The sequence below is a fragment of the Actinoplanes sp. NBRC 101535 genome, assembly GCF_030269225.1.
Taxonomy (GTDB): Bacteria; Actinomycetota; Actinomycetes; order Mycobacteriales; family Micromonosporaceae; genus Actinoplanes; species Actinoplanes rectilineatus.
The window spans coordinates 256,177-271,027 of record NZ_BSSY01000007.1 but is presented as its reverse complement, the minus strand read 5'-3'; the positions used below and the strand labels follow the sequence as shown (position 1 = coordinate 271,027).

The window sequence follows — 14,851 nt, the reverse complement described above, 5'->3', positions numbered from 1 at the left end:
GCTATCCTTCTCTTCTGGAGGACGCTGCGGACGGCTTCCCGCCGGCGTGGCCGACGAAATACTCGGAGCCCCACCGCCGGCGAGTTCGCGCAGCCATTTCGGGCCGGTCCCAGGTGAGGATCTGCTTGTACAGGAGGGTGTAATCCAGAGGCCGGTTGATCCCGCGCAGCAGAGTGATCAACCCGCGCAGGTGGAGCACCAATTCGGTGCGGCTGGTGGCGGTGGCGGCCGCACCGAGCCGCCGATCGATGGGATCGTCGTCGCCCGCATGCTCGGATCGCAGGTTGCGGACCGCGGTTCCCAAGCCGATTCCCTCGCGGTGCATCGGCCGCGCCTGGGATTGCTGGTGCAGGGCGAAGAGCGTAAGGGCGTGATGCTCGGCGACAAACTGTGATGTTTCGTCACCTTCATGGTTGAGGGTCGTGTAGAAACGCCACATCTCCGGAACCTCACCGGCCCGTCGGCCAAGTCCGCGCTTGAGCTTGGCGAGGTCGGCACCGGGCGGCATCCCTTGGCCGGGACCGGTGAGGTGCCACCGCCCGGCGCCGTCCGTGTGCCGTGTCCAGTAGTAACGGGCCGGGTTCGTTGGCTCGGTCATCCTGCTACCTCTCCGTCCGGCTGCCCGAGAGTCTTGGTCACTGCGATGCGAAACCATCGTTCGGCGGTCGCGGCCCGTTGCCGTGGCTGGTTCTTTTCTGCCCGGCCCAGAAATGACTGAGGCGCGGCACCGGAAAGCACGGGTTCCGCGGTCTTCCACACGATGCCGCGCGCGGTACGAATCCAGTCGTTACGGATCGCCTCCGCTTCGGCCGGGTCATTCTGCAAAGCATTGAGTGCCTGCCGGGCAGGGCGGTCGAAGGCATGCATCATCCGGTCGCCGACGCGTTGTCCGCGTTCCCAGGGCAGCCGGTCGCCGCCTGCGGCAGCTCGCAGATCATCGCTGAGCCGGTTGACGGCCTGCCGCAATTCCTCCGCCTGCTGAACGATCTCCTCGACGAGCTGATATGCCTCGCCGCTGTCGTCGAGCGCCGCCATCGGCATCGGCAGCAGATCGGTGACGATGTCTTCGACCACGGCGTTCTGCGTGCCGTAGACAAGCCCGACGCAGAGCACTCGCAGCGGATAGTCGGCGGGCAGCGCACCGCTGTACTGCATCTCCCGAACATGGACCAACGTGCGGCTACTCGACCCATGCGTGGTGGCGCGGCCACTCGCCGCCAACATCGGCAGCATGCCGCGCCAGGCCGCGCGCCCGGCCGTGTGCCGAACCGGTATCTGTCGTTTGGTCTGCTTCGACATTCGCCAGGCGCAATGCGGTTCGATCTGCGGGGTGCCACCGTCCAGCCGGTCGCCGGCGCACAGCACCACCTGCCGGACGCGGATCCCGCCGTCGTCCTGCTCCGGTATCAACCGGATCCTGCGCCCCTGCCATGTGAGTAGGTCAAGCAGGCCAGACGTGGCCCGGGTCTTCCACTTCGGCCCGGCCTCACCCGTATCGGCACGTCTCCACTGCGGCCGGTCGGCCGGATCCGCATCGCTGCTGCACCTCAGGTGCAGCAGAATCGTCTCCTTAAGCGTCCGGCCCAGCGGAATGACCGCGCCGATCGCGCCCGCCGGGCCTGTCTGGTTCCCGGTGGTCTTGCCCGCCTTCACCTGCGGGTCCCCGACGGCGCCGGATTTGATGCCGGCAGTGTCCCAGCAGTGAGCGGAGAGAACGGCCCGGATGGCTGCGGCAGGCGATAGGGCCGGCGGATCATCATCGGTACGCGCCGAGAACAACGGAACGCTGTTGCCGGTAGCAATGGAGGCCATCAACAACGAGACCGGCTTGGTTGCCCCACTGGACGTACGCAGGCCACCGACCTGGGCGAATGGCGAGTCGCCGAACACCTCGAAACGGTCATGCTGACGCTGCAGATAGCTGGTGATGGGAGGATCTGCGGTGTCGCTGCCCGCGTACCAGGACGGCCACACATCCAGCGACTCGGTCGCCCACAGCTCAGCCCATTGGTCCGCGTCGGCGGGAGGCGGACAGCCGGGTTCCTGAAAGACCGCATCGATGTAGGCAGGCAGCACAACCTGGCGAAACAACGCGACCGTCTCCAGCGGAGCATCCAGGGCCAACCCTGCAAATCGCTGCGCCGCGGTAAGGCACGTCGTGAGCGAAACCTCGATAACGCCCTGCCCGTCCAAGACCGGAACCCATGGATCGACTGCAAGGTTGAACCCGTTCATGATCTCCCCGTTCGATCTCGGCTCACCGGTGTGTCTCGTCTCGGAGGCCGAGGTCCGTGTCGTAACGCAGTCGCCGGTCACCGAGCACGACCCGCAGGTCCTGATCAAGTTCAAGCACCCGGGTTCGGCACAACCACGGGTCGCCACCGCTTTCGATGAGGGGCCGCAACTCCTTGATCGCGTCCTTGGTGAACCTGGCGGGCAACCGCAGCGACGAGCGCAGCAGCGATTCGGTGATACTCGGGTCGCTGACTCGGGTGTCTGCGCTTCCCAACCACTCACCGTCGAGGGTGTAGCGCCCGTCGTCCCCTCGACGGACCAGGATCACCTCCACCGTGTCCTCTCCGTCGCGTACCAGGGCCTGGACCTGGTCCTCATCGCCCTCCGGGTCCCGGGCACGCATGTTGTGCAGTCCGGACAGGTCCTTGCGGTTCAGATTCTCCTCGCCGGACAGAATGAATTCCTCGGCATTCCCAGCACGCCTTTTCTTCTCCTCGTCGAACTTCACTCGAGCTGACTCCATGTCCTTCTGCCATGATTCGGTGCCGAGTTCCTCCTCGCTGTAGCCACGTCTGACCAATTCAGGAACCTGCATTGGCACGAGCCAAGTACCCGAGTCGGCAACCGTCTCCTCGGCGAGAGCAGCGGCACGCAGCAGCGGATAGCGGCAGTAGACGTGTTCGCTTCCGGCGGGAAATCCTGGGGCACCACTGCCACGCGTCAGACCCGTCACGATCACGGTCGCTGGTCGCATTGCCCCGGGACGGTGCAGCCGGTGGTGCCGGTGCAACCGACCAATGCGCTGCAACAACAGGTCGATGGGCGCAAGGTCGGTCACGAGGAGGTCTGCATCGACGTCGAAGGACTGCTCAGCGAGCTGAGTAGCGACCGCGATCATGGGCTGCCGCGGAGCCGCGTCGTGGCCGGGTCCAAGCAGGGACAGCACCTCCGCGGTCCGGTCAGCACGATCGCCCATAACAATCGATGAGTGGAGAAGCGTCACCGGCATAACATCGCCGAACCGCGCTGCCAGATGAGTGAAGGTGTCCTGGGCGCGAGCAACCGTATTGCGGACGACGAGCACGCAACCGCCGCCGACCAGCTTCCCGGCCAACAGCTCCGCCAGGTCGTCAAGTGCGGTCGCACTCTCATCAAGGACTTCCAACGCGACAGGTATGGACTCTCGCCATCCCTGAGTCGCGTGCGACGCCGCCGAGGCGGTGCCGCTTTCAACAGTCAGGGCGCGGACGACCGGATAGCCCGCATCCCGATTCCAGCTCTCCGGAATCTCGACGGCTCGACGCCGTACAGCGCCTTGGAGGTACGCCTCGGCAAGGTCCGACCGAACAGGCGGGGGAAGCGTCGCGGAGAGCAGGATGACAGGTACACCGGCGTCTGCAAGCCAGCGCAGAGCCTCGCCGAGGAACTGCATCATGTACACGTCATAGGCGTGCACCTCGTCCAGGATCACCACCCGACCCGAAAGGCCGAGATGACGCAACATCACATGCCGGGTACGGGTCGCCGCGTACAGCAACTGGTCGATGGTGCCGGCGGAAGACCGCATCAAGAGCCCCAGCTTCGGGCCGAAGAACCATGAGGAAAGAACCGGCCCAGCCGAGTTGCCGTCGGAAGCCGCACCGAAGTTGTCGAGGCACCCGAATTCGTCGGTGTCGTGGACGTCTGCCGCTCGGCTGGCTTCCTCAAGTTCCCACCACCGGGAGTTGAATCGCCGCTTGCCGTGAAGCAGAGCCAGCGGAACACCCGGATCGACCCGATCGGCCCACGCAGCAGAGCGATCGAAAATGGCATCGCTGGTGGCCTGGGTGGGCATGCCGAGGAAGACGCCGTCACACCCGAACCGAAACGCCAGAACTTCCGCGGCGGCCAGCGCCAGCTCGGTCTTCCCCTCTCCCATCGGAGCCTCGACCAGAAGCAACCCCGGGGCAGGCATCGCCCACGCAGTATCGATCGCCAGCTCCTGAACCGGGCGTGCACGCTGGTTGAACCGCTGTTTCATCAGATCGATTTCCGGAGTGATCGACAAATGACGCCAACCACCGGAGATGCGGAGCTTCTCCCAGGCGAGACGCGCCCGATCGCGCGCGACAACCACACTGACCTGCCACGGGTCCTCAATTCCCGGAAAACAGCCGCCGCTGGCAATCCAGTCCGCCATGATCACAGCCCCGGAAAGCGCCAATTGGACGGCCCTGGACGGAACGACATCAGGCTCCATAGCGCGCAGATCCAGGTCGAGCCCATCGGTAACCGCAGCGACGACCGCAGCTTGCGCCGCCGCCCAGGCACCCGATTTCCCGTGGCCTTCGCGGCTCACCTGCCGATAGGTGCCGACTTCGGGAACAACGCCATGATGGCCGGAGATCAGAGGCGCGATCCAAGCGATCGAACTCCAAGACCAACCACGATCTGCCAGGGTACGTTCAACGATCACCACACCCGCCAACGTGTGATGCCATCGACGATCCCCGGAGCGCAGAGTCCCCCACGTCAATCCAGCCCTGCGAACCCTGCCGGCAAGTAGCTCGCTCTTGGATTGAAACGCAGGAGTCGCCTTGCCAATATCATGAAGGCCTGCAATCAGAGCGAAGAGAAGCCTTCCTCGTCCAGCACAGCAAGCATCAAGCTGAGAACGAATGCTCAGGGATAGGTAGTCGTCCCAGATCAACTCAGCAACGGCAGCGGTATCAAACAGATGCTGCAGCAGGAGATTTGGGCACCCGCCAGCGTCAGACTTCCCCCAAAGCCGTAGCCAGGCCGGGATCTCTTGCTCACTCATGGCGGGCACACTAGCCAGAGGGACCGACAACTTTCAGTACGATCCACACCGAACCCTTGAATTTGATCTCTTTCCTCATGCCACGGCAACCCATCCACCTGCACCGTTTCCCCCACAAGAACTACATCCAACAAAAGTCTTTCCACCGTGGCAGATGCCAATACGATCTTGCTCAGATTGATAGATCTTGAAGTCGATGACCACCAGAAGCTGGTCCGCAGCAACACGGTGGTAACGTCCCAAACGGAGTGATGATTTTTAGCCACCGGCTCCCGAAGAACCACAGGTCAACAAGGGTCGTCCCCGCACGCGGGGGTCTTCCTCTCGATGCCCACCGTGTAGAGCTGATGCTGGTGTCGTCCCCGCACGCGCGGGGGTCTTCCCATCAGCTTCCGGGGGCCGCCGTCCGCGGACGCGTCGTCCCCGCACGCGCGGGGGTCTTCCGTCACCACCCGCAGCGGCGCCCGCACCCACTACGTCGTCCCCGCACGCGCGGGGGTCTTCCCCTCGTCGTCGGCCCGGGGCTGTGGGCGACGGCGTCGTCCCCGCACGCGCGGGGGTCTTCCCGCCCGGAGCGGCTGGCCCGCATCCTCAACGACGTCGTCCCCGCACGCGCGGGGGTCTTCCCACCAGGTTGTTGCCGCGCGCATCGGTGATGGTGTCGTCCCCGCACGCGCGGGGGTCTTCCGTGCCGGTGCCCGATGGCGTGGGCGGGCCGGGCGTCGTCCCCGCACGCGCGGGGGTCTTCCTACGAGGACGAGAACCGGATCCGGCCCGGGGACGTCGTCCCCGCACGCGCGGGGGTCTTCCCACTCGGTGGGGTCCTCGGCCCGCCACGCCTGCGTCGTCCCCGCACGCGCGGGGGTCTTCCCAGCAGGCGCGGGCACTGCGGGCAGGCACCGGTGTCGTCCCCGCACGCGCGGGGGTCTTCCGGGCGCAGACGTCGCCTAAACCGCCTGGACCGGGTCGTCCCCGCACGCGCGGGGGTCTTCCCCACGTCGACAGCATCCGCACCTACGTCCGCACGTCGTCCCCGCACGCGCGGGGGTCTTCCCTCCGACGGTGCGCACCGCTCACCTCCGGGTCAGTCGTCCCCGCACGCGCGGGGGTCTTCCTCATCATCGACGGCGCACGCATCGGCCCCACCGGTCGTCCCCGCACGCGCGGGGTCTTCCCGGCGAACCGAACCGCTGCAACGCCATCCCCACGTCGTCCCCGCACGCGCGGGGGTCTTCCACTCGCGGAACTGACGCCGGACCTCCATCACCAGTCGTCCCCGCACGCGCGGGGGTCTTCCCGCATCCTGCGACCCGACGACGTCGTCGGCTACGTCGTCCCCGCACGCGCGGGGGTCTTCCCCGTTCGACTCCGCGCTCAGCGTGGCCAACCGCGTCGTCCCCGCACGCGCGGGGGTCTTCCCGCCCGCCGCGGCATGCAGACCGCCGACGTGTTGTCGTCCCCACACGGGCGGGGGTCTTCCCTCAACCCGGACAAGGCCAACACGACGGGCAGCGTCGTCCCCGCACGCGCGGGGGTCTTCCGCCACGTGGCCACGCCAACCACGGTCAGCGCCAGTCGTCCCCGCACGCGCGGGGGTCTTCCCATACATTGATCACAACCGGGTGTGCGGATCGAGTCGTCCCCGCACGCGCGGGGGTCTTCCTCCGGGCGAACAGCAGCGTGACCACCTCGATGCGTCGTCCCCGCACGCGCGGGGGTCTTCCCCCCCTCCAGGGTCCGCGCCGCGGCCGGGAGTTCGTCGTCCCCGCACGCGCGGGGGTCTTCCCTCGTCGACGACCAGGACGATCTGGGGTGGGCCGTCGTCCCCGCACGCGCGGGGGTCTTCCCAACCTGGAGCGCTGGGAGTCCCCGCTGTTCGTGTCGTCCCCGCACGCGCGGGGGTCTTCCTCCGGCCTGATGCACGATCAGGCCGAGTCCCAGGTCGTCCCCGCACGCGCGGGGGTCTTCCCGCGATCCCCGGCCCGACCGGCTGAGTCGACACGTCGCCCCCGCACGCGCGGGGGTCTTCCCCGGTGGTGCGCGGCCAGCCAGGACACCGTGGTGTCGTCCCCGCACGCGCGGGGTTTTCCGGCCGGTCACTCGGTGGGTGGCTTGGCCGGGCCCAGGATGGCGGCGACCAGTTTGGTGGTCAGGTCTCGGAGCCATGTGTGGGCCGGGTCGCCCGCATGCCGGCGATGCCAGCTGACCGTGGCCGGCGGGGTGGTCAGCGGGAACGGCAACGGCCGCGACCGCAACCGGGCCGGCATCGGGTCGCGCAGCCGCTGTGGCAGGACCGTGACCGCGACGCCGGTGGCGGCGATCGCGATGGCGGCGGCCACGGTGGGCACGGTCGCGACGACCCGGCGGCTCAGGCCCCGCTCGGCGAGCAGGCGGTCGATCGGGCCGGTGGTGCCCTCGTCGCGGGACACGTCGACGAACAGCGCCCCGGCCAGCTGCTCGGCGGTCGGCTGCGCCACGTCGGCGGGATGCCCCTCGGCGACGATCAGGACCATGGGATCCGTGCCGAGGGTACGGGTGACGATCGAAGCCGACTCCGAGGCCGGGACACAGCCGACGGTCACGTCCACGGCGCCGCGCGACAGTTCCCTGCTCTCCCCCTGATCCTCCCCGACCAGGCGCAGCACCACCCCGGGGGCGGCGTCGACAACCGCCCGCACCAGCGGCGGGCCGAGGGCGGCGAGGAACGAGTCGTGCAGCCGGACGGTGAACACCCGTGACAGGGTGGTCAGGTCGAGGTCGCGGGCCGGGGTGAGGACCGCGCCGGCTCGGGTGACCAGGTCGCGGACCTCGTCGCGAAGCTCCAGCGCGCGGGCGGTCGGCACCATGTGGCGGCCGTTGCGGACCAGGATCTCGTCGCCGGTGCTGGCGCGCAGCCGGGCAAGGATGCGGCTGACGGCGGGTTGGGTGAGGTGCAGTTGCGCCGCGGCGCCCTGGACGCTGCGGTGTTCGAGCAGCGCGTCGAGGCCGGTCAGCAGGTTCAGATCCACATAAACGATGGTAATGCCATTATTGCCAAAGATGCATTGGAGTCATGTCCGATCTCTCCGTAGCGTCGACGGCGCTCAGCACAACGGAGAGGAACCATCGTGACGATCGTCGTACTCGGCGCCACCGGCGGCACCGGCCGCCACCTCGTCGACCAGGCCCTGGCCCGAGGATTCGAGGTGCGGGCACTGGTCCGCGACCCGGCCACGGCGGCGCTCCCCGGGCACGAGCGGCTCACCGTCGTCCGCGCCGACGTGCACGACGCGGCGAGCGTCGCGGCCGCCGTCGGGCCGGGCGACACGCTGGTCTCCGGGCTCGGCCCGCGCTCACGGTCCGAAGCCGAGACCCTGGTCGCCGGCGCCCGGGCGGTCGTCGCTGCTGGTCCGAAGCGGATCGTCTGGCTCGGGGCGGCCGGCACCGGGGCCAGTGCCGCTACCACGAGTGCTTTCACGCGTACCATGTTGAAGGTCGGACTCGGCCCGGAGATCGACGCCAAAGAGCGCGCCGACGCTGCCATCCTCGACGCCAGAGGCGTCGTCGTCCACGTGGGACCGCTGCTGGGCAGCACCGACGATCCGGCCCTGACGCTGGTGCCGGTGGCGCAGGTCCGCGGCACGTTCTGGCCGACCGGCGCCGCCCGTGCCGCGGTCGCCCGTCTGATGCTCGACGCCGCCACCGGCGACCAGGAAGGCTTGCACCTGGTCAAGCGCCGCTGAGAGGCAGCCTACGGGACCAGGTGCGACCCGACGCCCCGCCGAGAACCGCCAGCAGAACCAGCAGGGTGGCGCCGGCGGCCGACCGTCGCGTCTCGATCGTCATACGCGGCGGGGCGAGGCCCCGCCGGCGACCGCCGTCACTCGATGCCCGGCTCAGGAGATCGGCGCGGTCGATTCGCGGGTGACCAGCCGGACCGGCAGGGTCTCCAGGCCGGATGCCGGATGCCCCTCCATCGCGGCGGCCAGGCGCTGCGCGGCGGTGCGGCCCAGCTGTTCCAGGTTGAGGTCGACGGTGGTCAGCGGCGGGCGGGCGTTGGCCGCCAGGATGTTCCAGTTGTCGAAGCCGATCACGGCGACCCGGGACGGCACCGGGATGCGCTCCTCGTGCAGGACGTCCAGGACGCCGCGGGCGATCTCGTCGGAGCCGGCGAAGATCGCGTCGACGTCGGGGCAGCGTTCGAGAAGCATGCGGGTGGCGCCGCGGCCCCACGCCTCGGACCACATGCCGAACCACACCTCGCCGCCGGCCAGCTCCAGGTTCTCCTCGGCGAGGCGGTCCCGGGCGCCGCGGGCGCGGTCGTGGGCGGCGCCGTAGCCGGGGTCGCCGGTGATGTGGGCGATGCGGCGGCGACCGCAGCGGATCAGGTGGTCCACGGCCAGGCGTCCGCCGCCGACGTTGTCGGTGACCAGGGACAGATCGTCCGGGTCGTCGGACGGGGCGTACGCGTAGACGACCGGGACCGGCAGGTCGCGGCCGAGGGAGGGGCGGGTGTCGGGGCGGGCGCCGACCACGATGAGGCCGTCGACGCGGCGGGTGAGCAGGGCCCGCAGGTGGTGTTTCTCCCGGATGGCGTCACCGCGGGCGTCGCAGAGGAAGACCGAGGTCTGGTCGGATCCGAATGCGTCCTCGGCGCCCATCAGGATCGGGATGGAGAAGCGTCCCTCCAGGTCGGAGGTGAGCAGGCCGACGGTGCCGCTGCGCTGGGTGATCAGGCCCTGGGCCAGGGTGTTCGGCGAGAACGAGAGTTGCTCGGCGGCGAGGACGACACGGGCGCGGGTCTCCGCTTTGACCTGTGGTTGTCCGTTGAGGGCCTTGGAGGCGGTGGCGACGGAGACGCCGGCGAGGCGGGCGACGTCGCGCAGGGTGACCGGGCGGCCGCTTGACAAGAAAATCACCCCAGGTTTACGTTTCTGAAAACGTTTTCGGCTCTCCGAAACCCGCTTTTCCAGCGCTCAGCTTAGTCCACGCCATGCCAACTCCGAAACATACGTCCGAAACGACACAACGTGGAGGAACACTGTGCGGATACGTATAGCAGCTCTCGCCGTCACCGCGCTGCTGGCGGCCTGCAGCTCGGGGCCGACCGGTCCGGCGTCGACCGGCCCGGTCACCGCCGAGGGCACCGACGACGGCTCCGAACTGACCCTGTGGACCCGGGCCCCGCTCGAACTGCAGGCGAACGCCCTGGTCGAGGCGTACAACAAATCCCACAAGAACCAGGTGAAGCTGACCATCGTGCCCAACGACGACTATGTGGCGAAGGTGGGTGCGGCGGCCGGCAGCGGCGACCTGCCGGACCTGTTCGCGGCGGACATCGTCTACGTGCCGAACTGGACGAAGGCCGGACTGTTCGGTGATCTGAGCGAGCGGATCGGTCTGCTCCCCTACTCCGACAAGATCAATAAAGGCCACATCGACGCCGGCACGTACGAGGGGAAGAAGTACGTCCTGCCGTTCGTTCTGGACCTGTCGGTGATGTTCTGGAACAAGGACCTCTACCGGGAGGCCGGCCTCGACCCGGAGAAGGGCCCGACCACGCTCGACGAGTTCAAGGCGCAGGCGCAGGCCGTACAGAAGCTGGGAAAGCCGGACACCTACGGCACCTACTTCGGCGGCAACTGCGGCGGCTGCGGCGTCTTCACCTGGTTCCCGATGATCTGGGCCAGCGGCGAGGACGTGATGAACGCCGACGGCACCGAGTCGCTGCTGGACGGCCCGGCTGCCCAGAAGGTGTACGCCACATGGCGCGACCTGCAGGCCGCCGGGGCGATCGCGCCCGGCTCGAAGGACGAGACCGGCGCCACCTGGGTCGCCGCGTTCCAGGAGGGCAAGATCGGCGTGATGCCCTATCCGGCGACGCTGCTGCCCACCGCGTCCAAGACCGTGGACGTCGGTGTCGGGCCGATCCCCGGGGCCACCGGCGGCGGCGCCACGTTCCTCGGCGGCGACGGCATCGGCATCTCCAAGGACTCGGCGAAGGGCGACCAGGCCTGGAACTTCCTGGCCTGGCTCACCTCGGAGGCGGCACAGAAGGACGTCCTCGCCGCCGGCAAGAGCACGGTGGCCCGGACCGATCTCGCCGACCCGGCGAACCCGGTCGACCAGGTCGCCGCGGCACCGCAGAGCCGGACCCCGTTCGCGGTCAACTTCCAGCAGGCGTTCAACGCGCCGGGCAGCCCGTGGGTGACCCTGTTCCGCAACCAGGTCTACGGCGATCCGGCCGCCCTGGAGAGCGACAACGACGCGGTCACCGCGGTACTCGGCCGGTGAACCGGGGCGGCTGGGCCTACGCCACACCGACCGCCCTGTTCGTCGGCGTCTTCTTCGTCGTCCCGATCCTGCTCGTCGGCCGGATGTCGATCTCCGACTGGGGGCTGTTCGCCGGAGACCGCGGCGTCAACGTGCCGGCGAACTTCACCTCGGCGATCGACGACCGGCTGTTCTGGCCGGCGGTGTGGTTCACCGTGAAGTACACCGTGGTCACCACCGTCATCCTGCTCGGACTGGCGCTCGGACTGGCACTGCTGGTGCAGGAGTCGAACCGGTGGACCGGCTTCCTGCGGACGTCGTTCCTGGTGCCCGGCGCGCTCGGGCTGGCGTCGGCGTCCCTGCTGTTCTACGCGCTCTACTCGCACCTGCCGGGCGTCCTCGGCACGCCGGGCCGGGCGCTGTGGTCGACGGTCGGACTGGTCGTCTGGCGGTTCGCCGGCTTCTACATGCTCCTGCTGCTGGTCGGCCTGCAGGGCATCGGCGGCGACGTCTACGAGGCGGCCCGGCTGGACGGCGCGGACCGGCGGCAGACGTTCCGGCACATCACCCTGCCGCTGCTGCGCCCGTCGCTGGCCCTGTGCACGATCCTCTGCGTCACCGGGTCGATGCTCGCGTTCGACCAGTTCTACATCCTGACCAAGGGCGGCCCGGACAACAGCACCATCACCATCGTGCAGCTCGTCTACACGATGGCGTTCGGCGGGCAGAACGACCTGGGCCGGGCCGCCGCACTGTCCATCCTGGTGCTGTTGGTCCTGCTGGCAGTCAACATCGTGCAGTTCCGCGGGCTCCGGGAGAAGGCATGACCCGTAACACCCTGGCCGGTGCGCTGGCCGTCCTCTTCCTCTTCCCGCTGGGCTGGGCCGCGGTCGCCTCGGTCAGCCCGCAGGCCGGCACCGCGCAGGTCGACGGCTGGGGTCTCGGCAACTACCGGACCCTGGCCGCCTACCAGGCCGGCATCGGGCAATACCTGCTCAACTCCACCGTCGTCGCCCTGCTGACCGTCCTGTTCACGCTGGTCACCGCGGTCCTCGGCGGCTACGCCTTCGCGATGTTCCGGTTCCCCGGCCGCAACGTCCTGTTCCTACTGGTCCTGGCCATCCTGATGGTCCCCTACGCGACGCTGCTCATCCCGCTCTACGTGCTGCTCAACCAGCTCGGCCTGCAGAACTCCCTGCTCGGCCTGGCACTGGTGCTGGCGATGTTCCAGCTGCCGTTCGCGACGTTCATGATGCGGATCTCGTTCGAGGCGATCCCCGCCGAGATGCGCGAGGCCGCCCTGATCGACGGCTGCGGATCGTTCCGGGCACTGCGGCACATCCTCGTCCCGGCCGTACGACCGGGACTGATCACCGTCGGCCTGTTCGCGTTCCTGGCCGCTTGGAACGACTTCATCACCCCGCTGGTGCTGATCAGCGACTCCGACAAGGCGCCCCTGCCACTCGCCGTCGCCAACATGCGCCAGCAGGTGATGGGCATCGTCGACTACGGCGCGACCGAGGCCGGCGTGGTCGTGCTGGCCCTGCCGTGCGTCCTGCTGTTCCTCGCCCTCCAGCGGCACTACGTCCGCGGGTTCATGTCCGGCGCTCTCAAAGGTTGATCACACGTGACGACGGTTTTCGACAAGTTCGGCGGTCCCGCGGCACCGAGCCGCGGACGTCTCCGCCCGCTCGGCCTGCGCGAGGTGACGTTACGCCCCGGCTTCTGGCAGCGCCGCCAGGACGTCAACAGCGCCAATTCCCTTCCCCACATCAGACATTGGCTCGGCCTCTCCGGTTGGCTCGGCAATTTCTCGTGTACGCCGGAAGAGCGCCGTGGCCGGGAGTTCTCCGACAGCGAGGTCTACAAGTTCCTCGAGGCGCTGGCCTGGGAACACGGCCGCACCGGTGATCCCGGGGTGGACGCGATGTTCCGTGAGGTGGCGGGGCAGGTCGCGGCCGCCCAACTCACCGACGGCTACCTGAACACCAACTTCGGGCGCCCCGGGCAGCAGCCGCGCTACTCCGACCTGGAGTGGGGGCACGAGCTCTACTGCTACGGCCACCTGATCCAGGCGGCGGTGGCACGGGCCCGGACGTTCGGCCGCGACGACCTGGTCGAGGTGGCGATCCGGGCCGCCGACCACGTCTGTGACACATTCGGGCCGGACGGCATCGCCTCAGTCTGCGGGCACGCCGAGATCGAGCCGGCACTGGTGGAGCTGTACCGGGTCACCGGCGACGAACGGTACCGTGAGCAGGCCCGGCTGTTCGTCGAACGGCGCGGCCACCAGGTGCTCGACGACATCGAGTTCGGCCGGGCCTACTTTCAGGACGACACTCCGGTCCGGGACGCGACGGTGCTGCGCGGGCACGCGGTCCGGGCGGTCTACCTCGCGTCCGGGGCGGTGGACGTGGCCGTCGAGACCGGCGACGACGACCTGCTCGCGGCGGTGACCCGGCAGTGGCGTGCCACGGTGTCCCGGCGCACCTACCTCACCGGCGGGATCGGCGCCCGCCACCAGGACGAGGCGTTCGGCGACGACTTCGTGCTGCCGCCGGACCGGGCGTACTCGGAGACCTGCGCCGGCGTCGGCTCCATCATGCTGGCCTGGCGTCTGCTGCTCGCCGGTGGCGACGCCGCCTGCGCCGACCTGATCGAGCGGGTCCTGTTCAACGTGGTCGCGACGTCGCCGTCCGACGACGGGACCCGCTTCTTCTACACCAACACGCTGCACCAGCGGGTCCTCGGCGCCGAACCCCCGGCCGACGCGATCGTGCCACGAGCGTCGTCGACGTTGCGGGCCCCGTGGTTCTCGGTGTCGTGCTGCCCGACGAACCTGGCGCGGACCTTCGCCAGCCTGGCCGCCTACGTCGCCACCACCGACGACGAGGGCCTGCAGATCCACCAATACACGGCGGCGACGATCAGCACGACCCTGCCGGACGGCGCCCCCGTCGGCGTGGAGATCGAAACGGACTACCCGTCGCGCGGACGGATCCTGATACGGATCTGCGAAACACCACGCCGCCCGTGGACGCTGTCCCTGCGGGTGCCGCGGTGGGCGTCGGGCGCCCTGCTCGACGGCGAGCCGGTGTCCCCGGGCGTCGTCGCGGTGCGGCGCGACTTCACGGTCGGGTCGACGATCGTCCTGGAGCTGCCGGTGGGGCCGCGGCTGACGACGGCGGACCCGCGGGTGGACGCGGTGCGGGGGTGCGTGGCGGTCGAGCGGGGGCCGGTCGTCTACTGCGTGGAGTCGGTGGACCTGCCGCCGTCAGTGCCGCTGGACGCCCTGCGGCTGGACCCCTCCGTGCCGCTCACCGAGGACGGGGGCGCGGTGGTGGCGACCTGCTCGGTGGTGTCCCTGGACGACTCGCCGTGGCCGTACTCCACCGACCATCTCCCGAAAAATGCTGACACAACGTCGGTGACGCTGCGGCCTTACCACGACTGGGCCGCGCGCGGACCGTCCACCATGCGCGTCTGGCTGCCGCTGGACCACTGAACCGGGTCGTGGGCGCGCGCTTCCGGGGGCGGGGGCGCGCCCCACGACCCACCGCACCC

Annotated in this window: 10 protein-coding genes and 1 CRISPR repeat array; of the genes, 5 read left to right on the top strand and 5 right to left on the bottom strand. The window is 69.0% G+C overall.

Translation table 11 applies throughout. From position 1 onward, the window contains the following. Position 1: 1 nt before the first annotated feature. The 4 genes from casB to QSK32_RS21440 all read right to left on the bottom strand — a co-directional run bounded on the left by casB (position 2) and on the right by QSK32_RS21440 (position 8,043). Positions 2-598 carry a type I-E CRISPR-associated protein Cse2/CasB gene (gene casB / locus QSK32_RS21455; RefSeq protein WP_285472911.1) on the bottom strand — a complete coding sequence of 199 codons (597 nt, stop codon included), beginning with the start codon at positions 596-598 and terminating at the stop codon, positions 2-4. Then, positions 595-2,235, bottom strand: a complete 1,641-nt coding sequence (gene casA / locus QSK32_RS21450) for a type I-E CRISPR-associated protein Cse1/CasA (protein WP_285472910.1) — start codon at positions 2,233-2,235, stop codon at positions 595-597. Before casA ends, casB begins: the two co-directional genes overlap by 4 nt. 22 nt (positions 2,236-2,257) lie before the next feature. Next, positions 2,258-5,035, bottom strand: coding sequence for a CRISPR-associated helicase Cas3' (gene cas3 / locus QSK32_RS21445; RefSeq protein ID WP_285472909.1), 2,778 nt, complete (start codon positions 5,033-5,035; stop codon positions 2,258-2,260). A gap of 355 nt (positions 5,036-5,390) precedes the next feature. After that, positions 5,391-7,126: a CRISPR direct-repeat array (repeat unit 28 nt; unit sequence GTCGTCCCCGCACGCGCGGGGGTCTTCC). A gap of 5 nt (positions 7,127-7,131) precedes the next feature. Next, the gene (locus QSK32_RS21440; protein WP_285472908.1) at positions 7,132-8,043 is read right to left on the bottom strand and encodes a LysR substrate-binding domain-containing protein; all 912 of its coding nucleotides are present in this window, start codon (positions 8,041-8,043) and stop codon (positions 7,132-7,134) included. A gap of 99 nt (positions 8,044-8,142) precedes the next feature. Between QSK32_RS21440 and QSK32_RS21435 the strand changes: the two genes are divergently transcribed. After that, positions 8,143-8,757, top strand: coding sequence for an NAD(P)H-binding protein (locus tag QSK32_RS21435; protein ID WP_285472907.1), 615 nt, complete (start codon positions 8,143-8,145; stop codon positions 8,755-8,757). A 153-nt stretch (positions 8,758-8,910) separates the two neighbouring features. Here QSK32_RS21435 and QSK32_RS21430 read toward each other — a convergent pair whose 3' ends face one another. Beyond that, positions 8,911-9,924 carry a LacI family DNA-binding transcriptional regulator gene (locus QSK32_RS21430; protein ID WP_425394668.1) on the bottom strand — a complete coding sequence of 338 codons (1,014 nt, stop codon included), beginning with the start codon at positions 9,922-9,924 and terminating at the stop codon, positions 8,911-8,913. Positions 9,925-10,057: 133 nt separating this feature from the next. Here QSK32_RS21430 and QSK32_RS21425 point away from each other — a divergent pair, with 133 nt between their 5' ends. Genes QSK32_RS21425 through QSK32_RS21410 form a run of 4 tightly spaced genes read left to right on the top strand, consistent with a single transcriptional unit; the run spans position 10,058 to position 14,792 of the window. Continuing rightward, positions 10,058-11,308, top strand: a complete 1,251-nt coding sequence (locus tag QSK32_RS21425) for an ABC transporter substrate-binding protein (RefSeq protein WP_285472906.1) — start codon at positions 10,058-10,060, stop codon at positions 11,306-11,308. After that, positions 11,305-12,114, top strand: a complete 810-nt coding sequence (locus tag QSK32_RS21420; RefSeq protein WP_285472905.1) for a carbohydrate ABC transporter permease — start codon at positions 11,305-11,307, stop codon at positions 12,112-12,114. The genes QSK32_RS21425 and QSK32_RS21420 overlap by 4 nt, the downstream gene beginning before the upstream one ends. After that, positions 12,111-12,908 (top strand): carbohydrate ABC transporter permease, encoded by a 798-nt coding sequence (locus tag QSK32_RS21415; RefSeq protein WP_045744973.1) that lies wholly within the window; start codon positions 12,111-12,113, stop codon positions 12,906-12,908. The genes QSK32_RS21420 and QSK32_RS21415 overlap by 4 nt, the downstream gene beginning before the upstream one ends. Before the next feature lie 6 nt (positions 12,909-12,914). Further along, positions 12,915-14,792, top strand: coding sequence for a glycoside hydrolase family 127 protein (locus QSK32_RS21410; RefSeq protein ID WP_045744972.1), 1,878 nt, complete (start codon positions 12,915-12,917; stop codon positions 14,790-14,792). The last annotated feature ends 59 nt before the right edge of the window (positions 14,793-14,851 follow it).